Source organism: Paenibacillus sp. QJM3NY_38 (assembly GCF_056173265.1).
On sequence record NZ_CM149665.1, the window covers coordinates 550470 to 575768 of the forward strand.

At 52.3% G+C, this 25299-nt stretch carries 19 protein-coding genes and 1 pseudogene; 12 read left to right on the plus strand and 8 right to left on the minus strand.

The window, feature by feature from the left end; translation table 11 throughout:
- Nucleotides 1-462 precede the first annotated feature (462 nt).
- From AC0VZ8_RS02455 to AC0VZ8_RS02500, 10 genes are all read left to right on the plus strand, one after another.
- Nucleotides 463-1530: a copper amine oxidase N-terminal domain-containing protein gene (locus AC0VZ8_RS02455; protein WP_475485948.1), complete on the plus strand. Its 1068-nt coding sequence runs from the start codon at nucleotides 463-465 to the stop codon at nucleotides 1528-1530.
- A gap of 419 nt (nucleotides 1531-1949) precedes the next feature.
- Nucleotides 1950-3770, plus strand: a complete 1821-nt coding sequence (locus tag AC0VZ8_RS02460) for a sensor histidine kinase (RefSeq protein WP_220686779.1) — start codon at nucleotides 1950-1952, stop codon at nucleotides 3768-3770.
- Nucleotides 3751-5322 carry a response regulator transcription factor gene (locus AC0VZ8_RS02465; protein ID WP_475485949.1) on the plus strand — a complete coding sequence of 524 codons (1572 nt, stop codon included), beginning with the start codon at nucleotides 3751-3753 and terminating at the stop codon, nucleotides 5320-5322. The genes AC0VZ8_RS02460 and AC0VZ8_RS02465 overlap by 20 nt, the downstream gene beginning before the upstream one ends.
- A gap of 97 nt (nucleotides 5323-5419) precedes the next feature.
- Nucleotides 5420-6745, plus strand: coding sequence for an extracellular solute-binding protein (locus tag AC0VZ8_RS02470; RefSeq protein WP_475485950.1), 1326 nt, complete (start codon nucleotides 5420-5422; stop codon nucleotides 6743-6745).
- Nucleotides 6746-6790: 45 nt separating this feature from the next.
- On the plus strand, nucleotides 6791-7666 hold the full coding sequence (locus AC0VZ8_RS02475; RefSeq protein ID WP_475485951.1) for a carbohydrate ABC transporter permease: 876 nt from the start codon (nucleotides 6791-6793) through the stop codon (nucleotides 7664-7666).
- Between the two features lie 18 nt (nucleotides 7667-7684).
- Nucleotides 7685-8554 carry a carbohydrate ABC transporter permease gene (locus AC0VZ8_RS02480; RefSeq protein ID WP_475485952.1) on the plus strand — a complete coding sequence of 290 codons (870 nt, stop codon included), beginning with the start codon at nucleotides 7685-7687 and terminating at the stop codon, nucleotides 8552-8554.
- Nucleotides 8555-8857: 303 nt separating this feature from the next.
- Nucleotides 8858-9925: a bifunctional transcriptional activator/DNA repair enzyme AdaA gene (locus AC0VZ8_RS02485; RefSeq protein WP_071219104.1), complete on the plus strand. Its 1068-nt coding sequence runs from the start codon at nucleotides 8858-8860 to the stop codon at nucleotides 9923-9925.
- A 133-nt stretch (nucleotides 9926-10058) separates the two neighbouring features.
- Nucleotides 10059-10943 (plus strand): arylamine N-acetyltransferase, encoded by an 885-nt coding sequence (locus tag AC0VZ8_RS02490; protein WP_475485953.1) that lies wholly within the window; start codon nucleotides 10059-10061, stop codon nucleotides 10941-10943.
- A 197-nt stretch (nucleotides 10944-11140) separates the two neighbouring features.
- Nucleotides 11141-12391: an MFS transporter gene (locus tag AC0VZ8_RS02495; protein ID WP_475485954.1), complete on the plus strand. Its 1251-nt coding sequence runs from the start codon at nucleotides 11141-11143 to the stop codon at nucleotides 12389-12391.
- Between the two features lie 119 nt (nucleotides 12392-12510).
- On the plus strand, nucleotides 12511-12963 hold the full coding sequence (locus tag AC0VZ8_RS02500) for a hypothetical protein (RefSeq protein WP_475485955.1): 453 nt from the start codon (nucleotides 12511-12513) through the stop codon (nucleotides 12961-12963).
- 122 nt (nucleotides 12964-13085) lie between these two features.
- On the opposite strand, the gene AC0VZ8_RS02505 is transcribed toward AC0VZ8_RS02500, so the two are convergent.
- Nucleotides 13086-13913 (minus strand): helix-turn-helix domain-containing protein, encoded by an 828-nt coding sequence (locus tag AC0VZ8_RS02505; protein ID WP_475485956.1) that lies wholly within the window; start codon nucleotides 13911-13913, stop codon nucleotides 13086-13088.
- A 139-nt stretch (nucleotides 13914-14052) separates the two neighbouring features.
- On the opposite strand from AC0VZ8_RS02505, the gene AC0VZ8_RS02510 reads away from it, so the two are divergent.
- Nucleotides 14053-14826: a sugar phosphate isomerase/epimerase family protein gene (locus AC0VZ8_RS02510; protein WP_216532801.1), complete on the plus strand. Its 774-nt coding sequence runs from the start codon at nucleotides 14053-14055 to the stop codon at nucleotides 14824-14826.
- A gap of 25 nt (nucleotides 14827-14851) precedes the next feature.
- A complete protein-coding gene (locus AC0VZ8_RS02515) occupies nucleotides 14852-15871 on the plus strand; it encodes a Gfo/Idh/MocA family protein (protein ID WP_475485957.1) in 1020 nt (339 codons plus the stop codon).
- A gap of 143 nt (nucleotides 15872-16014) precedes the next feature.
- Here AC0VZ8_RS02515 and AC0VZ8_RS02520 read toward each other — a convergent pair whose 3' ends face one another.
- The 7 genes and pseudogenes from AC0VZ8_RS02520 to AC0VZ8_RS02550 form a co-directional block, all read right to left on the minus strand.
- Entirely contained in the window at nucleotides 16015-16926 is a 912-nt protein-coding gene (locus tag AC0VZ8_RS02520; protein ID WP_475485958.1) for a glycoside hydrolase family 43 protein, read from the minus strand.
- 23 nt (nucleotides 16927-16949) lie between these two features.
- Nucleotides 16950-18595, minus strand: a pseudogene (locus AC0VZ8_RS02525) (MGH1-like glycoside hydrolase domain-containing protein).
- 21 nt (nucleotides 18596-18616) lie between these two features.
- The gene (locus tag AC0VZ8_RS02530; protein WP_475485959.1) at nucleotides 18617-19933 is read right to left on the minus strand and encodes an ABC transporter substrate-binding protein; all 1317 of its coding nucleotides are present in this window, start codon (nucleotides 19931-19933) and stop codon (nucleotides 18617-18619) included.
- Nucleotides 19934-20007: 74 nt separating this feature from the next.
- The gene (locus tag AC0VZ8_RS02535; RefSeq protein WP_475485960.1) at nucleotides 20008-20847 is read right to left on the minus strand and encodes a carbohydrate ABC transporter permease; all 840 of its coding nucleotides are present in this window, start codon (nucleotides 20845-20847) and stop codon (nucleotides 20008-20010) included.
- Between the two features lie 5 nt (nucleotides 20848-20852).
- On the minus strand, nucleotides 20853-21767 hold the full coding sequence (locus AC0VZ8_RS02540) for a carbohydrate ABC transporter permease (RefSeq protein WP_475485961.1): 915 nt from the start codon (nucleotides 21765-21767) through the stop codon (nucleotides 20853-20855).
- Between the two features lie 123 nt (nucleotides 21768-21890).
- Nucleotides 21891-23489 (minus strand): response regulator, encoded by a 1599-nt coding sequence (locus AC0VZ8_RS02545; protein WP_475485962.1) that lies wholly within the window; start codon nucleotides 23487-23489, stop codon nucleotides 21891-21893.
- Nucleotides 23464-25281 carry a cache domain-containing sensor histidine kinase gene (locus AC0VZ8_RS02550; RefSeq protein ID WP_475485963.1) on the minus strand — a complete coding sequence of 606 codons (1818 nt, stop codon included), beginning with the start codon at nucleotides 25279-25281 and terminating at the stop codon, nucleotides 23464-23466. The genes AC0VZ8_RS02545 and AC0VZ8_RS02550 overlap by 26 nt, the downstream gene beginning before the upstream one ends.
- Nucleotides 25282-25299: the final 18 nt, after the last annotated feature.

Genomic DNA, 25299 nt, shown 5'->3' on the forward strand with positions numbered 1-25299 from the left:
CCGGTTTCTTTTCTCATCGATGTAGAGTTCGACAGCTGTTATGGAGCGAATCAAAAGTTTGATGAGCAGATACAATGCATACAAACCAAGCAGCATAAAAAGTCCGTTTATGATTAAGATCAACATGGGCCATAAATTAAACATGGAACTGGAACTACCTATTATACTCATATGGCTCGCCTCCCTTCAATATTTTCCTTGCAGGGTTCTCCCGGAACCGGAATGATAACCTGGAACTCCTTATTCCATAATATAACAATCATATCTGATTCTAACATAATAGAAGGGGCGTGGTCATGATTTTTGACATGGAATGGGGTGAATGATTGGATGCCTGGCAGGAAGGGGACGACAGAGGAAGTATTTATATCATTTATGGATATGAACGAACCTACCCCGGTCACGATGCGTTTTAGTTATATAGCATTACCGAATATTACAAACCAAGGAGATTTAGAGAACATGATCACCCGGAAATGGACAAGAATAGCAGTAAGCGGCGCTATAGCGGCCACGATGCTGATGAGTACCTTCGTACAGGCTCAGGCTGAAGCTGCACCCAAGAAGGAAATGGAATTAAACATCAATCATTGGATTGTTACGACGGATGTTAATCCCGTCATCGTGAAGCAGACCACGTTGGTACCCTTGCGCGTTATGAAGTACTACATGAAACCTATGGAGCTTCACTGGAACAACAAAAACAAGACGGTAACTGTCAACACAGGTGCCGATCAAGTCACATTAGAGATGGGAAGCCTGAAGGCGAAGGGAAAAGGAAAGGCATATTCACTATCCATTCCCGCAGCGTTAAAGGATGGCCACGTTATGGTTCCGATCCGATTTATAGCGGAGCTATACGATGCAGAAGTAGGCTGGGATACGAAGGAGAGAATGATTTACATCTATACTCCGGATGTCGACGTGTCAACGGCGGAGGAGAACGGGGATGTAAAGCTGTATCCGGTAAGCGCAACGAAATACGGAAGATATGAAGGCATGGTGGTCGAGGTTGAGGGAAGGAAGCGGGTCTTTGAAGACTGGAACGGCGGGGACGGTACGCGTAAACCCGTCATTCAATATCAGGATGTGACAGGCGATGGGAAGCCTGATGTTGTGGTGTTCTACGTGGACGGGACCGGCACGGGGCTTTACATGGGGGAGATGCATGTTGTCGACGCCCAGACCCTGAAGGAAATCCCTATCGAATCATTGGAGCAGGCGGTATTGAGCCATGTGCAATCCAACATCGAGAAGTATGCGGATCACTTTGTTATCAAGCTTGTGATCGACGGGAAGGAGTATGTCCAAAGAGTCGAGGATGATTCCAAGGATAAAAGCTACTTATATGATAAGGTCGGCTTCGGGGCCGTCGTCATGCACAAACTAGCGGAAGGCCGGCTTGTTACGGAAGCGGCAGGGAGCATAAGTCCGGCCGGTTTTGCCGGGGATCTGCAAATAACGTATCGATTTCAAGAAGAGTCGAACCGGTTTGTGGTGGATAGCATCGAATACAGTCTGGAAGAGTAGGAGAAGTAATCGCTTATTGCACACGGAACTTTAGAACTACATATAAACGCATATCCAATACGAGGGTATAAACTTGAACGAGAAGTCATTAATCTTGATAGAATGATAGGTCTTGTTAATAAAAATGGCGCTGCGGCGTCCTTTTTTTGTGTTTTTTAATCCAATCCCTCCTGATCTATCCCCTCCCCGATCTCCGAAAAGGAATGAATGGAAGTGGCATATATGGAACATATGCAAGAAGATTTCATCCCCTTTCATAGGCCTTTGTTACCATTTACTTGAGTCTAAAGATTCCTCTAAGATAGTTAATAAACCTGACACATTTTTACTAGGAAAAGAGAGTGATTTCAAAGTAAACGCATTCAATGTCAAGTAATATAACAAGCCCATACCATGGGGACTTTGAACGAGGTGTTTTTGTGCAGCAATGGCTTGGGAAATCGCTAAAGCATAAATTGTCGCTACTTATTATTGTCGCTACGCTGGTGCCGCTGCTGTTTCTTGGTATTTTCTCTTTTAACATAGCCAAGAGCCTGACGGAGGAGAAGGCCAAGATTACAGGAATGAATACGCTTCGGCAGCTGGAAGCTTACCTGGATACGATGGTCAAAGACGTGGAGAACATCTCGCTGTTTCTCATCGGGCATACCGGAGTTCAGGCCTATCTGAAGACCGAGCAGAGCAACTATGTCCAGCAGACGACGGTTATCAATTTTTTGACGAACCTGGCCTTTTCCAAAGATTATATCGCCAACATCATTGTCGAACCGCTCGGCAGCAAAGATGCAATCTCGCATAAATCCTTGGTACGCTCCGAGTTCCGGGATATTACCGAAATGGTTCCCGACTATTACGAGCAGCATCCCAAATGGTGGTCCTTTGTTCATCGCCAGTGGACCTTCGAAGGCGTTAGGAAAGTCATTACATTGGCCAGACCGATCCGGAGCACGGATAAATATAAGCCGATTGGGAACCTGCAGATCAACCTGGACCAGGGCGTCATTGCCAATCAATTCCGGCAGGCCGTTCTAGAGAAGACAGGGTTTGTCCTTCTTCTTGACGAGAATAATCGGATTATCGCCGGTCCGCCGGATATGGAGACCAATCTTACGCTGGCAGATTATTATCCTGCGATTGGAGAGTTTGAGGGGCTCAGCGGCAATATTGACTATGGCGAGGGGAGCAACAAGAAGACCATTCTCTATAAGAAAATGTCCAGCGTGAACTGGAAACTGGTCGGCATCATTCCATCACAGGAATACCGTTCCCAGAACCAGTACTTTATCAAATTGACGGCGGTTGCGGTCACGGTGGCCATCCTGCTCGCCATTATACTGGTACTTTTCCTGATCCAGAAAATTACGAATCCGCTGTCCGTGCTAACGAAGTTTCTCAAGAACTCAAGCCCGGAGGAGCCGCTGCCTGCGCTCCCGGTTAAGACGGTCGATGAGGTCGGACAGCTCATTATCAGTTATAACCGGCTCAGCTCGCGAATTGTGAAGCTTACCGATGAAGTGAAGCTGAACGAGTCGCTGAAGAAGGAGGCGGATATGCATGCGCTGCAAGTGCAGATCAATCCGCATTTCCTCTACAATACGCTATCATCCATCCATTGGCTGGCGTTGATGAACCAGGATGTGAAAATTGCCGAGATGGTGGGATCGCTCAGTGATTTCCTGAGGTTCAGCCTCAATAACGGGCAGGAATATTGCACGATTCAGCAGGAAATTATGCATGTCCGTCATTACGTGAATATCCAAACCATCCGCTATCCGGAAAAGTTCAAGTTTGAGGTTCATGTGGAGGAAGAGCTGTATCAGCACACCATGTTAAAGCTGCTGCTGCAGCCGTTGGTTGAAAACTCCATGCTGCATGGTATTTTGAGCCGTGACGGGATGGGGACGATTACGATTCGCGGGCATCGCGAGCCTGAAGGGATCCACTTCGTGGTGGAGGATGATGGCATCGGAATGACGACGGATCGCCTGAAATGGCTTCAGGATCAGTTGGTTGAGAATCCGCTGCAGTACGAGAAGGGGCAGACCCCGCGCGGAAGCTACGGGCTGCGAAATGTCCATAAACGGCTGCTCCTTCATTACGGCAAGGATGCGGGCTTGCGTGTGGAGAGTACGGAAGGAGCCGGAACGCGTGTGATGTTTACGATACCTGATTTACCTGAAATTCAACAATCTGAATTATCCAGCAAAGGGGATGGCGACAATGAAGGTACTGATCGTTGATGATGAAGTGATCATTCGAAATGGTCTGAGTACAGTGATCAATTGGGCCGATAACGGCTTTACGGTGCTGACGCCCGCGGCTTCAGCGGAGGAAGCCCTTCAGCGTATTCCCGTTGAAATGCCCGAAATTATTTTTACCGATATTCGCATGACAGGCTTGAGCGGACTGGATATGGCACATGAAGTCAAGCAGCAGTATCCCGAGATCGAAATCATTGTGATATCGGGATATGATGAATTCTCATATGCGCAGCAGGCCATGCGGGAAGGCGTAAGTGACTATTTGCTGAAGACGAGCAGGCCCGGGGAAATTATCGAGGCTGCTGTCCAAGCGAGAGAGCGTTTGTTACAGCGCAGGCTTACACAAGCGAAGGGAAGGGCGCAGGAGTTGGTAGTCAGCCGGGGTTTCCTGAGAAGGCTGCTTGCTTCCGGCACTCCGCTGGACGAGCATGCCGAGGCCGAATTGTGTGAGCGATACCCGGAGCTGCGTTTGGAATCGAACGGCTCGGTGCTGCAGATCTGGATGCTGTCGGTATATCCGCTGCATCCAGAAGAAGAGGAACAATCGAACGTTAGCGAGTTGCATCGATTAATCGGCACGGAGTTGGCCGAAGAGCTGCAATGCGCGTGGCTGGAGTGGAACGGCTCCTTGCTTCTGTTGGTGCGGGCAGAGCCGAATAATGGCTGGGGGCGGGTAGATTCCGCTCTGCGGAAGATGGAATCCACGCACGCCTGCCGCATCACGGCTGCCAGCGGCCGACGGGTCGCAAACGCCAGGGAGCTGCACATTGCGCTGGCTACCGCGGTCGAGGCCAGCTCCTACGAATGGCTGCTGCAATCGGAACGGCATATCCGTTATGAAGATATCGAAGGACGTACAGGCATCCGCACGGTCTGTTCGATGGAGGAAGAAACCAAGATGTCATCCCTGCTGCGTTCGGGAGAATCCGCCGACTTGCAGGCATGGGTGACGGATTTGCTGCGGCGCATCCAAAGTCAGGGCCAGGCAACGCCCGGCTCGGTTCAGGCTTACCTGCATTCCCTGATCGTCTCGGCACAGCGCTGGCTTATACGGGCTGCGACGTCTATTGGCTATACCAGTCCGGTGAAAGTGGAGGAGACGTACGATATCCGCGAGTTGACCAAAAATCCGGAGAAGGTGCTGGTCGATTCGCTCGGGCTCATCATGAAGGAGTACCGTGATATGGTGTCGACGACAAGTCCCGTCCAGCGAGCGATCTCCTTCATTCATGAGCATCTGGGACAGAGCTTGTCTCTCCAACAAGTGGCCAAGCATGTTCATATGAACCCCAACTATTTCAGCGAGATGTTCAAGAAGGAAACCGGACAGAACTATATCGAATTCGTGACCCAGGCCAAACTGCGAAAAGCAATGCACCTGTTAAGGGAAACGCCAGCCAAGATCAGTGAAATCGCGAATGAAATCGGCTATGAGGATATTAAGTATTTTAACCGTCTGTTCAAGAAATGGACGGGACAAACCCCGTCGGAGTATCGGGCAAATCCTGAATTTTGTCCCTCTATGGACTGAATTATATCCCCTATGTAAGCGTTATATCCTTTTATATACTTGGACTAATCATCTAAGACGTTTCATCATTTTCGTATATTAAAAAGGGGGATTGACCATGAGACCAAAACGTAAAATAGGTCTTGTACTGCTGATGATGTCACTGGTCCTTGCAGCTTGCGGAGGCGGGCAGAGCAAAGAGCAGGCGGGAGGAAATGAGGGTAATCAAGAGAAGGTCAAGCTGACCATCTGGCATAACTTCGCCGGTGACGACCTGCGCGCAAAATCAGTCCGAAGCTTTATCGATCAGTTTGCTCAGGACCATCCTGAAGTGACGCTCGATGCACAAGCGATTCCGCCGGACGGTTATCGTCAACGTCTGAGTACGGTTGCGGCTGCGAATGAAATGCCGGATGTATTCTTCGTATATGCAGGAAGTCAGTCGGCCGAGCTTCATCAGGCGAAGCTGCTTCAGCCGATTACAGAGGTGCTCGATGCGCATTCGGATTGGAAAGATAAATTCCTGCCGGGAGCGTTTGATCCGTACGAGTTCGAGGACGGCCAGATCTACTCCGCTCCACTAGGCATGTCGGCAACTTCGATTCTCTATTACAACAAAGCATTGTTTGACAAACATAACGTAAAAGTTCCAACGACTTGGGAAGAAATGATGGCGGCGGTTAAAACGTTCAACGATAACGGCATTACGCCGATCGCGCTCGGAAACAAAGCGCCATGGGTTGCGCAATCCACCATTATCGGATCGATTGCCGACCGTGTGACAGGCACCGAATGGTTTAAGAAAGCGGCAGCACAGGATGGCGCGAAATTTACCGATCCTGAGTTTATCGAAGCGCTTGGATATTTCAAAGAGCTGGTAGATAACAAAGCCTTCCAGGAAGGCGCGAACAGCATCGACAACACGCAAGCCGAGCAGTATTTCATCCAAGGCAATGCAGCGATGATGATCAGCGGCGCGTGGACCCTCACGAACCTGGCGGCTTCTTCCTCGGAAGAGCAGATGAAGGATATTGAAGTGACGACTCTGCCTGCGATCCCTGGAGGCAAAGGCGAAGCTAACACCATCTCCGGCGGAGCTGGCGGCGGTCTGGCCCTTAGCAGTAGAACGGAAGGGAAAGCGAAAGAATTGGCGCTCGAACTGATTTATGCCGTGAGTGGACCGGAAGCGCAAAAAGCGATTGCCGAGAGCAACTCCATGGTGATGTACGATACTGAAATCGATCAGTCCAAAGTTACTTCCTTGTACTACAAAGCCTTTAACCTGGTGAAATCCACAGGCATTACGCCGGTATACGATGCTTATCTGTCTGCAGAGGCGGCTGAAGTCATCAACAACGGTCTGCAGGAAATTATGATGGGCGGTCCCGTCGAAGGTGTGGCCCAGAAGCTGCAGGACGCGCAAGCCAGATCCGCTACTCCATAAGAAACCATTCACCACTGCATAAGGATTAGGAGGGAGGAGGCTGCCATGCCTACAGCGATGAGAAGCAAAGGATTTATAGCCATAGCTCTTCTTCCTGCGCTTCTGTTGTTTCTGATATTTGTCATTATTCCGGTCTTCTGGTCAGCTTACTACGGATTTTTCAGTTGGAAAGGGTTTGGAGACGCCACATTTATCGGCCTTGATAATTATATAGAGATGTTCAAGGATCCGATCTTCTGGCGGGCGCTTCGGAACAACCTGATTCTGGTCGTATCATCCATTATCGGTCAGGTTCCAATCGCGTTGATTCTGGCCATTGTATTGTTCAAGAATTCGTTCTTCTCCAGGTTCATCCGGTCCGCCGTCTTCATGCCGATGGTTCTCTCCACGGTGGTTGTCGGTCTCATCTGGGGTTACATTTACCACCCGCAGTTCGGAATTGCCAACTATGTGCTGGAGATGCTCGGCCTGGAGTCATGGACCCGTGCTTGGCTGTCCGATCCGAAGGTCAACATGCTGGCGATATCGATCCCGATTAACTGGGCGAACATCGGCCCTTATCTGGTCATCTTTATCGCAGCGCTGCAAAATATTTCGCCGGAGATCCATGATGCGGCCAAAATCGATGGCTCCACCGGCTGGAACAAGCTGATGCAAATCACGCTGCCGATGGTCTGGAGCACGGTGGTCGTAACCATTGTGCTCTGTATCTCGGGAAGCCTGAAAGCTTTTGACCATGTCATCGTCATGACAGGCGGCGGACCGGCGCAATCGACCGAGCTGCTTGCCACCTACATGTACAACAGCACGTTCAGCGTGTACCGTTACGGTTACGGCTCCGCCGTTTCCACGATGATCATGATCGTCAGCGCCATTCTTATCGCGCTTAACTATTTCGCAACGCGCAGAAAGTCAAGTTAACATGAAGGAGGGAGCGATGTGAATTTACAGACGACCGGGACCGGAAGTGCCTCAGGGAAACGTGTCATCACGAAGGGGTTAACCGGGTTCGTAAAATTGCTGCTGATTGTGTATGCGATTCTTACGCTCTATCCCTTGTACTGGCTTTTTACGAGCGCGTTTAAATCGAATCAGGATTTCTTCACCAACCCTTACGGCTTGCCGAAGGAGTGGATGACCGAGAATTTATTCCGGGCATGGGAGCTTGGAAATATGGGCAGAGCGATGCTGAATTCAACGATTGTGACGATTACAGCCGTCGTTCTGACCATCCTGCTCAGTGTACTTGCGGCGTATGTACTGTCCAGATTCGAGTTTCGGTTCAAAAAGCTGGTGGTCGTGTTGTTTACGACCGGGCTGCTGATTCCGATTCACAGTACGTTGGTGCCTTTGTTTATTATGATGAAAAATATCGGCTTACTCGACACGTACGGTGCGCTCATTCTGCCGTATACGGCATTTGAGCTGCCGATCGCAATCTTCCTGGCGATGGCCTACATGTCATCCATTCCTAGAGAGATTGAAGAAGCGGCCATGATTGACGGCAGCGGCTGGTGGGGAATCTTCGGCAGAATGATTCTTCCGCTCTGTACGCCCATTGTGGCAACGATATCGATTCTGGCATTCCTCCGATTCTGGAATGACTTCTCCTTTGCACTCGTATTTATTAATACGCAAGCGCTAAAGACGCTTCCGCTCAGTCTGTCTCTGTTCTCGGACGGCTTCGGTACGGATTACAGCTTGACGATGGGAGCGATGGCGATCGCAGTCATTCCGACGATCGTGGCCTACCTGATCCTGCAGGAGCAGATCATGAAGGGCATGGTGGCAGGATCCATCAAAGGTTAATTCTCCAGCCATTTCAATATTCTTGAAAGAAAGAGCCTCTTCCGGTCAACGGAAGGGGCTTTTCGTAGTATTAGGTCAACCAGGATCATCAGGTTGGTCTAATTCCCGTATTGCGGTTTGTTTAAGTACCGAAGTTGGCAAAGTTTTCGCTTCTCCCTCAAAAATATTCATGCACGATTTTCGGCTACGCCATGCCGGCATATCCAATATAATAGGAACACCAGGACAAAGAGAGCATAATGGCATGGCTTGCAAGCGACAGTCATTTAGAGTAAGTACATGAGATCGAGGGAGGAACCCCAAATGATATCGGCTGCGAATCGACAGGAGTATTACCAGGCATTGCTGGAAAAGAAATCGGAGTACGAGGGCGTTTTTTATGTTGGCGTGAAAACAACGGGGGTATTCTGCCGCCCAACATGCCCAGCCCGGAAACCGAAGATGGAAAATTGCGAATTTTACGAGACGGCTCAAGAAGCGCTGCTTGCTTCCTTCAGACCATGTAAACGATGCCGTCCGCTATCACACCCCAATCAGGTGTCAGACCTGGTCCGGCTGCTCGTCGAGGCGGTGGAAGAAAACCCGGAGAAAAGATGGACTAACCAGGACTTTCAGAAGCTGTCAGTGGATGCTTCGACCGCAAGGCGCCAATTCAAAAAGCGGTTCGGGATGACCTTCGTTGAATATGCACGGGCCCGGCGGATGGGACTTGCCCTGAAGCAAATCCGGGAGGGGCACGCCGTCATCGATGCGCAGCTGTCAACCGGCTACGAGTCCAGCAGTGGCTTTAGGGATGCATTTTCCCGCATCATGGGCGCGGCGCCTAGCCGATCGGGGCACCATAACATCTTAAAAGCTTCATGGATCGATACGCGTCTCGGACCGATGATGGCTATCGCAGATGAGGAGGCGCTGTATTTACTCGAATTTGTAGACCGACGGGGCTTGGAGCGTGAGGTTGAGCGTCTTCGGCAGAGAACCAAGTCGGCAATCGTTCCGGGTTACACAGCTCCGATTCGTTCGATCGAGCTTGAGCTCGGCGCGTATTTTGACGGGAAATTAACGGAATTCAAGACACCCTTGTTCCTGTTAGGATCGCCATTTCAAAAAGAAGTATGGGACCAGTTACTGCAGATTCCACCCGGACAAACGTCTTCGTATGGCGAGATCGCAGCAACCATGGGAAGGCCCACCGCTTATCGTGCCGTTGCCCAAGCGAATGGCGCCAACCAGCTCGCGATTGTCATTCCATGCCACCGAGTGATCAATACGAGCGGCGAATTGGGCGGATACGGCGGAGGATTGTCGCGCAAGCAGTGGCTGCTGCATCATGAGAAATCGATGAGCAATGCAACCATACATGAATTGTAGACTTTGGTCGTAGAAAAGGTCTTACCTATAGGTAAGACCTTTTCTGTATAGATCGTGCAGTCATTGGTATGACGTAATGATATGCAGAATGTTTAAAATAAAGAGCATACCTTACATCAGAGGAAAAGGGAGCGTGAACATTGTGCAGAATCAAGGACAACTGCCTCAGTGGGCAAACAACTATTTGCAATATATTCAAGTCCCGATAAGGGAGGCTTCATTGGAATATTTAACCGAAATTTGCACCGCACATCATCAGCGTGTACCGTTCGAGAACATTACCACGTTGCTGCAGTATCAAGAATATCATCAAAAAGGAAGATTGGAGCAGGATGAGAAGAAATTCGTAGATCAGCTGTGGCAGCTGAATGCGGGAGGCACTTGTTATATGATTAACAGCAGTCTTCATCAGCTCTTGAACCAGCTTGGTTTCGAAACCCGGTATACGCTGCTGGGCGGGGGACATGTTGGGTTACTGGTGCGGATCCCGGGTGAGCAAGAAGAAGTGTACGTGGATTGCGGAAACTCCGCCCCTTTTTTCGAACCCGTACGTTTGGAGAGCGATCCCGAGCAAGTTTCCCAATATGCCGGGATTGAAGTCAGATTGCGCCCAGGGGATGAACCGGGAACATATACGTACTATCGGTATGCGGATGGTCGGCTGATTACAGAATTGGTTTGGTCATTCGACACGCGGGTAACGTATCAATTCGATGATTTCCAGCCGGCCATTGCAAGCTATTTTCAACCGAATGATCTCTTTACCTCTTCATTACGCTGTCAGCTGTGGCAACTGGATCAGCAGCGCTCGCTGTCTCTGGTCGACAATGTACTGAGTATCCGGTATGCAAACGGGAAGGTAGAAAAGCGCATTTTATCCGATCTCAGCGAGCTGCGAGAGGTCATCGATCATGAGTTTCATCTCCCTAAATTGCCTGTTGAAGATGCCGTGAAGGTTCTTCAGGAACTCGGATTTAATATTTTTAAAGGCAGCGCCATGACGATTTCCCTTGAGTAGAACGTTAAGAAACATACGCATTCATTCTGTCGATAAGTCGACGGATGGTTTGATCGTGGAATGAATTGGTATGAGCACGTCTCTATCTGTTGCGGATATGCTACAATTTAACTAGTTATAGCGCTCGGGACTTCATTCAGCAGTGACTCCAATATACAATTAACCCGAAAAATACGGCGCTCAGTTGGAGGTTAGAGATGAATCTCACCAAGAATAAGAGTTACGTATTTTTCTGGTTAGCTTCCACCATTTCATATTTTGGCACGTATATTACCACACTCGCTCTCCAAGTACTGGTGGTGGTTAATCTGGAAGGCAGTACCGTTGATGTGGGCTGGATCAACTCCTCGAGGTGGCTGCCTTATGTGCTGCTGGGATTGGTGGCTGGAGTGATTATTGATCGCGTCAGTCGTCGGAACATCCTGGTACTGACCGATCTGGGGCGGGGAATCTTGCTCGTAGCGATTTGCCTACTGGCATTGTTCGATGAAATCAATGTGGGCATTCTGATGATCATCATGATACTCTTCGGGGCGATGTCGTTATTCAATGATGCTGCATCTCAATCTATTGTGCCCCAACTCGTGCCGAGAAAGTTGTTATTGCCCGCTTATGCACGGTTGGAGCAAAGCGCAGCCGTTGCGGAAACCAGCGGCCCCGCAGCTGCCGGTTTATTAATCTCCATCGTTACGGCTCCGTTTGCAATCTTGGTTAACGCAGCTTCGTATCTATTTTCAGGGCTGGTCATGGCTTTCATTAAACATCAGCCCATACCGGAAAAGGCCTCGAATGAACGCATACTTGAATTGATAAAGGAAGGATTGCGCTGGGTCTACCGGCATCCGTTTCTCAGCACGCTGGCACTCAATACCCATGCGTGGTTTCTATTTAACAGTATGCTGGGTACGGTGCTGGTAACTTACGCTCTCACCGAATTAGGGTTTCATGCGTCAACCCTGGGACTGGTCATGACATCAGCAGGGTTTGGCGCTGTTATAGGCACGACGTTATCAACCCGGGTCAGCAAGCGATTTGGAATTGGACGCAGCATCACGTTTGCCAGACTTTTGTATGCACCGGCGGTCCTGTTCATGGCTCTGGCACCACCCACTGACAACGGTGATCTGTCGATTCAGACCTTCCTCATGATCGGATTTGGGCAACTGTTTTATGGTTTAGCATTAGGTATTGAGGGTCCGATTGAGATGGGTTACCGGCAGACGATCACACCCGCACACTTGCATGGGCGTATGAATGCCACCATGAGGTCTATCAACCGCAGTATGATCGTTATTGGAGCGCCTCTGGGTGGCTTCATCGCTGATGTATTTGGATTTCGCACAGCATTAGGCGTTGTTATCACCGGACTGGCTGTAGTCGGAGTTTGGTTCGTGTTCTCACCGATGCGGGCTGCCCGGATGGATGATACGACGGATGTGAGTAATTAGATCGATACGTTCTGCACGGTCATAGTGCCGTTACCTATGGAGTCTTAGCTCCCCGCACGATTTCAATATCAACCACACACAGTACGGTTCCGCAGGTACGAAAGAGAGGGAAAGACCAGATGATGGTTTCGATTCTAGCTTTGGCGGCAGCCGTTTCGGGCGGCATTGTCGCCTCCGGGGCGGGGGTGGCTATTTTGGTCGGGTTTGTATTCTTTTTGATCGGTTGTTCCGGAAAGAAGGGGAGACGGCCGAATTTCCTGACTTCGGACGGGCTCAAAGCCATCGGCACGCTCTTGGTTGCGGCCGTATTCATGGTCTTGGCCTATGCCTGTACCTTGACCAGCGGCTCCTTGATCCGTATTAACGGGATGGACCTTGTCTTCCAATACGAGCAAGGAAAGAAGCTGCTGTTTATCGGATTGGCCTCCGCTGCATGGTTTGTTGCCAGCTTTCTGTGGCTGCTCCCGTACATTGTGGAGATCAAGCCGCGGGAGTGGAATCGCAATCACCTGATAGGGGTCGGCGTTTATTTCGCACTTGTTTTTACCGCCGCCGGTGCCGCGATGTTATGAATGTGGCCTGAAAAAGCAGTCTAGAACGTATCGAGTTACTAATGTGCAAAGCAGCCTAGCTCCTGCCTTAAAGGATGAGCCGGGGCTGCTTTTTGCTACCCCATTATATAGAAGGAAAAAATTTAGCGTGAGCTCTTCTCCTGCCCCGGCCTTGCCGGCACCGTTGCCGTTTCCCGGAATTTGACCGGGGATACGCCATAGTTGGCACGGAATACCCGGTGAAAGTAGGAGTAGCTGGCGAAGCCGCAGGTTTCCGCGATTTCTTCCAATGTCATCGTGCTGTATTTGATGCGCTCGACGGCTGCGTTCAGCCTGATCTCGAGGGCGTATTGGATCATGGTTTTTCCGTAATACTCCTTAAACAGCTTAACCGCCCGGGATAAGCTGAGCCCGACATGGGAAGCGGCCTCTTCCAGCTTAAAGGTAAGGGTGGCATGCTCCTCCACGAATCGCTTCAGCCGCAGGGCAGTGAAGGCAAGGCGATCGGTCGGCTTGATCTCGGTAATGGCGCGGTCCAGGCAGAGGCAGAGACTGCGCAGCAGGTAGTCGGTCAGTTCCCCGATTTCCCCTTCAAGGCCGCGCCGCTTCTCCAGCAGCATTTGTCTCCACAAACCCAGCAAATAATCGTCGAGCCCCACGTGACTGACGACAGGGCGGGGGATACGGTTCCACCAGTCATCAATCCAGGAGCCGTCGCAGAATATAAAATAATCCCCGCTGGATACCCGGCCATCCTCACCGTCTTCCTTCACCCGCAGCTCGTATTCATCGCCGGGCTTCAACAGCAGCAGGTCGCCTGCCTGCACGTGGTGCTCGATGCCGTTGCAGTAGATTTCGCAGGAGCCTTCGGTTTGGAGTCGGAACAGATAGGTTGTCAAGCCGCCCCGATGGCTGTTGCTGAATTGCTGAAAGTGATAGGAATAGTCGCAGATGAGCAGCCTTGCTTCCATAATGGTAACAACCCCCAGTAAAAATATAAGCAGATAGTTCATGTTGCAGCAATATTGTTTATGTTCATTTTAGCCTATTTGCATGTATGATAGTAGCAGATAGAGCAGTAACTCATTTTTGGAATCGAGGTGCGCTATAATGAGAAGAATGAACATTGGTTTGCAAATGTATACGCTGCGCGATGAAACGGCACAGGATTTCCGCGGTACGCTCCGCAAAGTCGCTGAATTGGGTTATGAAGGCGTGGAATTCGCAGGTTATGGAGACATTCCGGCCGAGGAAATGAAAACGCTTCTTCAAGAGCTTGGCCTGAAAGCAATTGGCAGTCACGTGGGCCTGCATCTGCTTCGCGCAGATCTGCAGAAGGAAATTGATTACCTGAAAACCATTGGCGCTAAATATATGATGTGTCCATATGTGGCCGAAGAAGATCGTAAAGATGCTGAGGATTGGAAGAACCTCTTCTCCTTCTTGGAGGAAGTAGGGGCTGAAGCCCGCAAGCAGGGACTGATCTTTGGATACCATAACCATGCATTCGAGTTCGAAGCCGAGGTTGATGGCCAGTTCGTCTTTGACGCAATGTATTCCGCAACGACGCCGGAAGCCGTGCAAGTGGAGATGGACGTATGCTGGGTACAATTCGCCGGACAAGATCCGCTTGCCTACATTCCGAAATACGCAGGACGTCTTCCGCTGCTTCACCTGAAAGATTTCAGCAAGGATGCGGAAGGCAACATGAAGACGCTGGAGCTGAGCCAAGGCTCGGTTAACCTGCCGGGCGTCATTCAGGCTGCATCCGATGCAGGTACGGAATGGCTGATCGTCGAGCAGGACGTATGTCAGAATCCGCCGCTGCAAAGCGTGGAGAACAGCATGAACTGGCTGAAGCAGAACTACCTGAACCAATTTTAATTTATGAGCACAAAGGAGACTTTCGATGAGTAAAATTAAAGTGGCTGTGTTTGGCTGCGGCGCGATCGCCCAGCGCAGACATATTCCTGAATACGCGAACAATGCTAACGTGGAGCTGGTAGCTTTTGCCGATCCGGTAAAAGAACGCGCCGAAGAGATGGCAGCCCAGTATGGCGGTAAAGCCTATACAGACTACCAAGAACTGTTGAAGAACGAGAAGCTCGACGCCGTTAGTGTATGTACGCCAAACTATCTGCATGCTCCGATGAGCATCGCGGCTGCAAATGCCGGCCTTCATGTGCTGGTGGAGAAGCCGATGGCTACAACGGCTGAAGAAGGGGAGCAAATGATCGAGTCCGCCCGCAAGAACGGGGTGTACCTGATGGTAGGCCACAATCAGCGCCTCATGCCTCCGCACGTAAAAGCGAAGGAAATTCTGGATTCCGGCAAGCTCGGTAAAGTGCTTACCTTCCGTACTTCCTTTGGCCACGGCGGTCCGGAGAGCTGGAGCCTGGATGGACGGGACAGCTGGTTCTTCCGCAAAGAAGAAGCGATTATGGGCGCCATGGGCGATCTCGGCGTGCACAAATCCGACTTTATCCGTTATTTGCTGAACGATGAAATCGTGGAAGTGGCAGGTTTCATCGGTACGGTCCATAAAGAAGGAACCGATGTGGACGACAACGCGACTTGCATCGTTCGCATGAAGAGCGGGGCCGTGGGCACGCTGATGGCAAGCTGGACGCATTACAGATCCGGCGATAACGGAACAGTGTTATGGTGCGAGAAGGGTGCCATGAAGATCGGTACCGTTAACGGCGACGAGGTGGTTGTGGAGCTGACCGACGGTACGGTGGAGACCTACAAGGTTGGCGCCATGGCAACCAATGAGAAGCAGGTTCCGAGCGGCGTCATCGACGCGTTCGTCGAATCCATTCTCACGAACACGCCGCCTAGCATTTCCGGTGAGGAAGGACTGCGTTCCTTGAACGTGATCCTGGGTGCATTCGAATCCCAAGAGACCGGTAAAATCGTGAAACTGTAATAAATGAGTGTAGAAGGAGGCCGTACGCGTACGGCCTCCTTTTGTTTCTACGGGACAGTAACGCATAGCTTCGGGAAGTTAAGCATATAAAAAGAGCCGCTCTGCCATGTTCATGGAGAGCGGCCTTTTCGCGTATAGAGATTTTACTTGGGCATACGTGTTGTCCGATACATCCCATCCATCTTGATGCTGTCTCCATCCTCTGTGACGGGGATGAAGATCGGCCGTTCATCCGGCGTGCGGTTGGGGGTATGCACGGTCAGCATCAGCTGCCCGTTCCAGGTACGGAACACCATGCCGTGCCCGCCGTCGCTGGCGTATAAGGGTTCTGGCTCTTGAAGCCAGGGACCCGTCAGCTTGCCGGTTGTCGACTTGGCCACGCCGAGCGCGTATCGGCCATTCACAAAGCTGGCCCATAATAGGAGCAGACTCCCTGACGTTGTCCGAAACAGAAACGGTCCGTCCGTCACGTAGTTGCCCGATCCGGGAAAGCGGGGCGAGTGGAACGGCGTGGCCCAAGCGGCTTCGGAGGCACTGAACAGGGTCACGGGCTCCGAGGCTGCTTCCATGAGATCGGGACTCAGGCGCATGGCGCAGATCTCGCCGTCCCCGACCTGCTGCCATTCATGGCAGAACACCATCCACGGCTGATCCGTTTCGTCGATATAGAGCGTGCCGTCCAGGGAACTCCAGTCGGCTGGGGTCACGGGCCCTTCGCTATGGAGGGAGAAGGGCCCCGTCGGCTCCTCTGCCGACAGCACTGCAGTGCCCAGCCGATCGTTATCTTTTCGGCGGAAGGTGGCAAACATGATGTAACGCCCATGGTAATAGTAGACTTCGGGTGCCCAGAAGTTCACGTCAGCAAAGAAACCGTCCGGTTTGCGAAAGACTGTGTAAGGGCCTTCCCAATCGTCGAGATCACGGCTGATATAGACATCGAAGCCGGTCCCTTCCTTCCAAATATTTTTGTCGGTGCTGCCGTACATGTAGTATATTCGCTGTGCCAGGTCAGGCAGTACGTAGGGGTCCCGAAGCTGAATGTCTTGAGTTTTCACGCTTAAGCGTTCACCTCCTTCAATTAACGATAGGCAGGGTAGATGATGCCGATATCCCTCTCCGTCTTTAAATCTCCGTCTGAATACAGCTGCATCTCATTGCCTTTGATCCGGATCGGTATGGATGTGCCTTGATAGCGGAGCTCGCCTTCAATGGTACGCACGCTCATGCCGATCACGCCCTCCAATTGTCCACTGCGGTCCGTGACCAGCCGAATCCCGGCGGGGCCTTGAATATGAACGCGGCCTTCCCGATATACGGTAACGTTGTCCGGGGTATTCACCAATTCGTACTGCAGTCCGTTCACGGTTCGGCTATAGGCCGTGTTGCCGGCGACTTCTTCGCCATGATCCATGTCGACGGGTAGAAGACCGGTAAACCATAGCCGATCCGATCCGATCGGCATGATGCCGCAGAGCCGTTCCACGTAATCCAGCAGGCACAGAATGGAAGGGGAATACGCCTCGGTAAAACCCTCTTCACCGGTCCAAGGGCTCAAGGTTTGCGGGAAGCGCTTCGCCTTGGACAAGGCGGACAGAATGGGCTGCAGCACCCAGGTCAGCTCGACATAGCGGTGGTGATGTTCAAAGGCATGCGGCGCCCGGATCAAGCTCAGGAAATTGGATGGCCCGCCCCAGCTGTTGTAAGAGGAGGACGGATCGAACCGCGGATCGTCCATTGCGATGGACGTAAACGGATATTTGGCGAAGAATTTGCGGGTATTCAGCAAATAGCGACGCAGCATGTTGTCAAACAGCTCGCGGTCGCCCACCTCGCAGGCCATCACGCGCAGCAGCACGTCGGATTGGACCCGGACCAGTTCGTCGTTCCGATCTCGGTCGTAGAAGAATTGATCCTCCTCGTCATAACAATAACGGAAGAGGCTGTTCAGGCTGGCTTCGGCTTTGACCCTCCAATCGGCTCCGGATTCACCGAGCTCTTCGGCTATGCGGGCTAAATACTTGCGTTGGCAGTAGATGTTGGCCGTCAAGTCCGGTGCCAGGAAAGGCAGTACCGGGGAGTCCGGGTGGGAGGCGGCAGCATCGTTCCTATAGGGCGTGTCCGGAACATGCCAGAACCTGGGCGACAGATCATGCCCGGTATCAAAGGTGCTGAAAGCCTCCACGCAGCCGGTCCCCCGGGTGCTGCAAAACGCGCGATCCAATCGTCGTAACGCGACATGGCTTGGTACATGGTCTTCAGGAAGGAGATGTCCCTTCCATGAAGCTCATAGTGGTTCCAGACGCAGCGCGCCAGCGGCGTGACGAGCTGGATCTGGCGGAACGAAGGGCCGCTCTCCGTCAGTTTATAAGGGAGCAGCCCATCCTCCCTTTGCTGATCCGCAAAAGCGAGGTAGGTGGTTTCCGAGACCGAAGGAATCAGTCGCGATAGCAGTTCGGCATTGATGGTGCCGGTGCTCTCCAGCCAGCAGCCGAGATAGATACCGCCCTCCTGCAGAATCGGATCGGTGCCGTTCATCGGCACGATGCAGGCCAGCAGCTTCTCCAGCCCGGTATAATAAGCCGTTTCCAGCCGTCCGCCCGATGCCGCGAATCGGACGCCTGTTGCCTGCCACTCCTGCAGCAGTTTCCGATCTTCCCGTTTACCTGGCTGCACCCGGTCCGGCATCGAAATCCGGCGCAGCCGGTCCAGCATAACTTCTGTCATGTCCGCCTCCTTGAAAGCTTGTTATTGATTCGATTCAAATATGCGCACGGTGCCGTTATAGAAGTCCGCAACGGCCTGCTCGACGTTTTTCCGGCCGAAACCGATCTCCTGGGTCGTCGTCTGGGCCAGCTTGGAGAACTCGGCGAATCCCGGCGGATTATAACTTACGTCAAAAGGCTCGGTTTTCGTGGCTTCTGATACGAGACTCGTGTAATTGTACACAATCTCTTCCACGGGGCCTGCTTCCTCCTGGAGAAGGTTGCGGTTGGCTTCCGTTACCGGCACGCCGCGGTCGTTACCGAGGATTTTGGCCGCTTCGGGATCATTGATCCAGAAGTCCATGAGCGTGGCGACCTCCTTCGGATGCTTGGTGTTGGCATATCCGGATAGTCCTTGGCTGGACTCGAATACTACGCCCGTTCCCTTCGGACCTCTAGGTACCGGGTGGAGGATGAGCGGATCTTCCGTCAGGCTCTGGAATGCGGCCAGTTGATTGGAAGGGAGAAGGCTCATGGCCGCTTTGCCCGTAATTAACAAGGATTTGCTGGTATCATCGTGCGGATTGGACACCTGAAGTTCAGGCGTAACGACACCGCCGGCTTTCGAAGCCTCCTCCCAATACTCGAACCATTCCTGAATGTCTTCCTGGGCAAAACCAAGCTTTCCGTTCTCCATGTCATATAGCTGTTTTCCGCGCTGCTTCAGAAAGATATCCATTCCGTCGACGGTGAAATTATAAGTACCGTATACGCCGTCGCCAAGCTTGTCGGACAATTCTTTGCTGATGGCGGCATATTCCTCCCAATCCCAATCCTGCTTCGGCAGAGGAATGCCTGCCTTTTCGAACAGTGCCTTGTTGATAACGATTCCCCGGGCGTTTGCGCCTGCAGAAATATGCTGCAGCTTCCCATCCAGGCGTCCGTATTCCACCATGGTGGCATCCATGCCGTCCAGCTTCAGTTCGCTGCCGACATACGGATCCAGGTTCAGCAGCACATCTTTTTTGGCGTAGTCCACCACGTTTCCGCCCAGGAAGAAGATATCCGGTGCGGTGCCGGAAGCGAGCTGGGTGTTCAGCTTATCGAAATATCCGGAGGAAGGCGAGAATTCGCCGACGATTTTGATGTTCGGATGTTTGCTCTGGAACACCTTCAGGGCTTCGTTCGTAATATCGGCCCGTTTTTGATCACCCCACCACATCATGCGCAGCTCGACTTGGCCGCTCGGCTCAGCCCCTGCGTTCGTACTCCCGCCTTCTCCCGTGTGATCCGTTCCGGAACAGGCGGTAACGAATAACAGGAGCGAAGCTAACATGCCAACGAAACATTTCTTCAACATGGATAATCCTCCAGTCTAATCATTATTGGTTCATTTGCAGCGCGCTTTCGCATCACGACAGGCAGCTTCTGAGACTACTTCAGGCCGGTCGTGGCAATGCCTTCGAGAAAATAGCGTTGAAACACCAGAAAGATGATCGTCACAGGCAGCAGCGACAGCGTGGACATGGCGAGCAGGGCCCCCCAATCCGATTGCCCCGAAGGATCGAACAGGGATCGGATCCCCAGCTGTACAGTAAACAAATCAATCTTGCTTAAATAGATCATCTGGCTGAAGAAGTCGTCCCAGCTCCAGATGAAGGTGAAGATGGCCGTCGTAATCAGCGCAGGGACGAGAAGCGGCACCACGATGCGGAAGAAGATCTGCGATTGTCCGCAGCCGTCGATGGTCGCGCTCTCGTCCAGCTCCCGCGGAATGCCCCGGATGAACTGAACCATCAGCAGAATGAAGAAAGAGTCATGCGCCAGCCATTTGGGCAGGATGAGCGGGAAATACGTATTGATCCAATGCAGCTCGTTATACAGAATGTATTGAGGCACGAGCGTTACGTGGTAAGGCAGCATAATCGTCACCAGCATGATGCTGAACCAAAAGCCTTTGAATTTGAACTTCAATCGCGAGAAGGCGTAGGCTGCCAGGGAGCAGGAGACGATGTTCCCGATGACGCTCATGACCGAGATCAGCACGGAGTTGCCGAAGAATCGGCCGAAGGAAATGCCCTGAAGCCCGCTCCAGCCGTTCACGTAATGATCCAGCGTGAAGGCCGTCGGAATGAGGCTGCTGTTGGTGAAGATAAGATGATTCGGTTTAAACGAGCTGAAGACGAGCCACAGCACCGGATACAGCATGAGCAGGCCGAGGAGGATAATGGCGGCATGCCTCCCGGCTTGAACCAATTGTCGCTTAAGCGGCATATCCATTACCTCCCTTCCTGGTTATCCCCGTAGAAGACCCAGAATTTTGATGTAAGAAAAACGATTCCGGTGAACACCCCGATGATGACCAGCATGATCCATGCCAGCGCCGAGGCATAACCCATATCGAAGAACGAGAAGCCTTTCAGATACAGGTACAAGGTGTAGAACATTGTGGCGTCGAGCGGTCCTCCCCGCCCGTCTCCGATGACATAGGCCGGCGTGAAGGCTTGGAACGAATTGATCATGCTCATGATTAGATTGAAAAAGATAACGGGTGACAGCATGGGCAGCGTGATGCCGAAGAACTGACGAATCTTTCCGGCACCGTCTACGCCGGAGGCTTCATATAAATCAATCGGAATCTGTTTCAGACCGGCAAGGAAGATGACCATGGCCGATCCGAACTGCCAGACGGACAGCGTGATGATCGTATACACCACATAGTCGGGGTGGGCGATCCACGAGGGGCCCGAGATGCCGAACCAGCCGAGGAACTGGTTGACCAGACCGCTGCCGTCAAAGATTTGGCGCCAGACGATGGCAATGGCAACGCTGCCTCCCAACAAGGAAGGGATATAGTACACGGTCCGGTAAATGCCGAGTCCGCGGATGCCCTTGTTCAAGGCCATGGCGACCAGCAGCGCGAACGCAAGTCTCAGCGGTACGGATAAGAACACATAGTAGAACGTTAGCCACAAGGATCTTTGAAACGTATCGTCCTCGGTAAAAATCTGGACATAGTTGCTGAGTCCCGTCCAAGTCGGCGATGAGAGCAGGTTGAATTTGGTCATGGATAAGTACAGCGATGCAATCATCGGCCCCAGCGTCAGACAGAAGAAGCCGATGAGCCAAGGCAGAAGAAACAAGTAGGCTGTCTTATTCTGCTGGCCGTATAAGGGCCTGGACAGCTTTCTCATAATGTACCTCCCTTCAGGATGGATGAGCATGGGCGGTTACCTGACGGCTTGAAGCCGCTTACAATCGGGATGTCGGTGCGCCTGGTAAACTCATCATACCGGGGGAGGAGAAAGGGCGGAATCTCATTTCTTCGGATCATCGTGTTCGATTTTTTCGGATTGCGACAGTCGGAACTCGGAAGGGCTCTGATTGAACATTTTTTTGAATTTGGAGCTGAAATAGCCGGGAGAAGAGAAGCCCGTCAGCTCGGCTATGTCCCATACCGTCAACCGGGTCTCCTGCAGCAGGCGTACGGCGTGTTTCATCCGAACTTCCGTAACGTACTGGATGAACGAGACTCCAGCCCCTTCCTTGAACATCTCCGAGAAGTAGGTAGGGTGGTAGTTATACTGCTCGGCCAGCGAGGTCAGCGATAATTCCTGCATGTAATTTTCCTCGATATACCGCTTGGCGGATTCAATCAGGGTAGCGTCTTTGTCTCCGGATTCCAGGTGGTGGTCCACAAAATCCTGTGCCCACTGCATCAGCAGGCGTTCCGCCTGCTCCGGGGTCTCCAGCCATAAAACCCATTCGGGTGAAATCCATAGAGGCCCCCCTCCCTGTGAATGCCGTATGTTGTCGACGGCGGCCGATTCCATAATCAGCGTAATTTGAAAAAGGCTCCGTACCAAGCGGGAAGGCGATAGCCGGAATGCCTCGCCCAGTTCCCTCCGGATGATGCTGCGGAAGGATTCCAATTCGCCCCGGATCAGGCAGCGATGAAGCGCGCGGCTTGTTTCCTCCGGCAGCAGCGGACTTTGGTCGGTTACGGGTGCCTGATCCGGTCCGTTCTGGCGTCCTGCCAGATTCCAGGCCAGGAGGGAGTGGATATAACCCTCTTTCCATCGCTCAAGTCCCGATACGGGCAGCCCGAGTCCCACCTGCACCTCCACGATTAAATACGATGATGCCTGCGCGGCGAGTTTATCCGCGAATTCATGCTGAATGCCGTCAAGCGCAATGAAATGCATGATGCCGGGATGAGCTGTATCATGAAACACTTGAACGCCGCCCGGATAAGACTCGGCGATTTCATGGCAGACCATTTGAAACGGAAGGCGGAGATATTCGGGCGCGCGGCCTTCGGGTGCTTTCTGCATGCCGGATTCCCTCATGCCCGCGGTGATGAAGCAAACGCACCCGTCCTGCCAGTCCTCCAGGTGGAACAGTCGAATCCGTTCCGGCAGGGAGGCGGGGGGCAGACGATTGCCGCGCACGAGATCCAGCAGGAAGCGTTCCTTCATTTCTTTGTAATATTGGGATAGCCGCCATTGCATCATTTCCGAATCATCCCGTACCTTGCGGTTCTTATCCAATTCCTGTTTGATTTTGCTTAAGGCGGATTTCAGGTCGCCCCGGGCTACGGGCTTCAGCAAGTAGTCCATGGCCTGGCTGCGGACGCCCGCTCTGGCGTATTGAAAATCCTCGTATCCTGTAATGATGATGATCTGGATGGTCGGATTGTGGCTCCGGCAAACATCGAGCAACTGGACGCCGTCCATGACGGGCATGTTCATGTCGGTAATGAGCAGGTCATACGAATGGGATTTCAAGAGCTCTTCAGCTTCCAGGCCGTTCCCGGCCTCCCCCGAAATGGCAAAGCCCATACTTTCCCAGTCGACTTTCAGCTTTAGCCCTTCACGAACCTCGATCTCGTCATCTGCGATCAATACGTTGTACATGATATTCCTCCTGTACCGGTAGAATCAGTTCGATGCATGTGCCGACTTCGCTCCCGTTCCGAATATGAACGGCAAATAAGTCGCCGTAATGCAAGCGGCAGCGTGCAATCACGTTGCCGAGTCCAATGTGCCAGCTCTCGCTTCGGAGGATCGGCTCTAATTGAGAGGCCGCCGCGGGATCCTGGAGTTTGCGGATGATCTCGGAGGGCATGCCTGGACCGTTATCCGCGACGTGGAGGTGCAGGCAATTGCCCTGCCTGCTGATCCGGATGTCCACCTGTGCCGTGGTTTGATGCTGAAAGCTGTACTTGACCGCATTCTCGATCAGCGGCTGCAGAATGAACTTGATCATCACCAGTGAATCCAGCCGGCCTTCCTCGTGGATGGAGATGTCGAGTTTATGCCCGAAGCGGGTTTGCAGAATGGAGATATAGTGGCGGACATAAGCCAGTTCTTCGGCTAAGAGGACCCGGTCGTCACTGGTATTCATGGAGAAGCGCATCATTTTGCCCAGGTCCTCGATCACCTGCACGGTGTCGTCCGTTCGGCGCTGCATGGCAAGACTGCTCACCAGCTCCAGGGTGTTAAACATGAAGTGGGGATTGATCTGCATGAGCAGCGCTTTATATTCGGCTTGCTGGCGGAGCAGCTTCAGCTCGAATTCGTTCTGGATATGCTGCCGCAGGCGGCTGACCATATAGCGGAAGGTGGAGATGACGTAACTGACCTCGCTCTTTACGTTTTTGTCGGGAGGCAGCACGGACTCGGCCTGGTCGAATGCTCCGCGCTGCACCTGCCTCATCGCCAGCACCAGACGCGTTAAAGGCTTGGTGACGCCATAGGAGAGCCATGCGGCGGCAAACAGGGAGGCCAGGATCAGAACGACCGTAACCACCAGAATCGTGCTCTGAAGCTTGTGAAGAGAGGAGTACAGCTCCTTTTCCGGCGCTAGTCCAGCCAGCATCCAGCCGGTGCGCCCCAGCTTCTTGTAAACCAGAATGTCCCGCTGCCCTTCATCGTTGGTCAGATAGACAACGCCCGATTTCAGCGGGCCGTTTCGAATGCGATCGATCTCCGATAGGGCTTCGGTGCCAAGTTCATGCGCCTGCTGGGATAGAATCGGGCTTCCTTGCTCGTTCAACAGAAAAATCGTGCTGTTCTTGGCCAGATGGATCCGGGTGAGCGGCTCCAGAAAATAAGACTCGCTGACGTTCACCTTCATCACGTTCTGCGCCGTGGCATGATGGAAGGTCCCGATGGGCATCAGCAGGCTGACGACGGGATTGCCGTGATCCCGGACACGTTCATGCTGGTCCGTATGCGCTGGCAGCCAGCGGTCTCCGGACGTAAAGAAGTTCGTGTACCACGATTCCCGCAAAAAGGCCGGGTCGCTTTCGACTTGGTTCTCGCCGCCGATCCGAAGTCCGCTGCGCCGGTAGATGGACACATCGGAGATACTGGTGTAGCTGTTGGTCGCCTGGGTCAGAAATCGGCTCATGGCAAGATTGGCCAGCATTTTCTCCCCTTCGGGCAGCAGCGGGTCACTGATGGCGTTATCCCAGTTCTTGGCCGTGTCGCTGTTGAACACGAGGGAAGCGACATCATAAATCTGCATCTGGACCATATCGACGTAGGAGCCGTATTCCTCCATCTTCTCAAGGGCAGAGGATTCGATGTAGGAGCGGATCACGGTGCGCGATTCCGTAAACAGCAGGAAGGAGAGCGTGCCGAAAGAGAGGACGAAGAGTGCGACGATAAAGGCGATCAAACGGCTCTTTAATGAGAAGAACATCCATTTCCTCCATTACGA

What these genes read in the sequence shown, in the direction of transcription:
- AC0VZ8_RS02550 (WP_475485963.1), bottom strand. Translation starts at nt 25,281, where the DNA reads ATGTTCTTCTCATTAAAGAGCCGTTTGATCGCCTTTATCGTCGCACTC.
- AC0VZ8_RS02500 (WP_475485955.1), top strand. Translation starts at nt 12,511, where the DNA reads ATGATGGTTTCGATTCTAGCTTTGGCGGCAGCCGTTTCGGGCGGCATT.
- AC0VZ8_RS02535 (WP_475485960.1), bottom strand. Translation starts at nt 20,847, where the DNA reads ATGCCGCTTAAGCGACAATTGGTTCAAGCCGGGAGGCATGCCGCCATT.
- AC0VZ8_RS02515 (WP_475485957.1), top strand. Translation starts at nt 14,852, where the DNA reads ATGAGTAAAATTAAAGTGGCTGTGTTTGGCTGCGGCGCGATCGCCCAG.
- AC0VZ8_RS02455 (WP_475485948.1), top strand. Translation starts at nt 463, where the DNA reads ATGATCACCCGGAAATGGACAAGAATAGCAGTAAGCGGCGCTATAGCG.
- AC0VZ8_RS02495 (WP_475485954.1), top strand. Translation starts at nt 11,141, where the DNA reads ATGAATCTCACCAAGAATAAGAGTTACGTATTTTTCTGGTTAGCTTCC.
- AC0VZ8_RS02475 (WP_475485951.1), top strand. Translation starts at nt 6,791, where the DNA reads ATGCCTACAGCGATGAGAAGCAAAGGATTTATAGCCATAGCTCTTCTT.
- AC0VZ8_RS02470 (WP_475485950.1), top strand. Translation starts at nt 5,420, where the DNA reads ATGAGACCAAAACGTAAAATAGGTCTTGTACTGCTGATGATGTCACTG.
- AC0VZ8_RS02465 (WP_475485949.1), top strand. Translation starts at nt 3,751, where the DNA reads ATGAAGGTACTGATCGTTGATGATGAAGTGATCATTCGAAATGGTCTG.
- AC0VZ8_RS02540 (WP_475485961.1), bottom strand. Translation starts at nt 21,767, where the DNA reads ATGAGAAAGCTGTCCAGGCCCTTATACGGCCAGCAGAATAAGACAGCC.
- AC0VZ8_RS02545 (WP_475485962.1), bottom strand. Translation starts at nt 23,489, where the DNA reads ATGTACAACGTATTGATCGCAGATGACGAGATCGAGGTTCGTGAAGGG.
- AC0VZ8_RS02485 (WP_071219104.1), top strand. Translation starts at nt 8,858, where the DNA reads ATGATATCGGCTGCGAATCGACAGGAGTATTACCAGGCATTGCTGGAA.
- AC0VZ8_RS02505 (WP_475485956.1), bottom strand. Translation starts at nt 13,913, where the DNA reads ATGGAAGCAAGGCTGCTCATCTGCGACTATTCCTATCACTTTCAGCAA.
- AC0VZ8_RS02530 (WP_475485959.1), bottom strand. Translation starts at nt 19,933, where the DNA reads ATGTTGAAGAAATGTTTCGTTGGCATGTTAGCTTCGCTCCTGTTATTC.
- AC0VZ8_RS02510 (WP_216532801.1), top strand. Translation starts at nt 14,053, where the DNA reads ATGAGAAGAATGAACATTGGTTTGCAAATGTATACGCTGCGCGATGAA.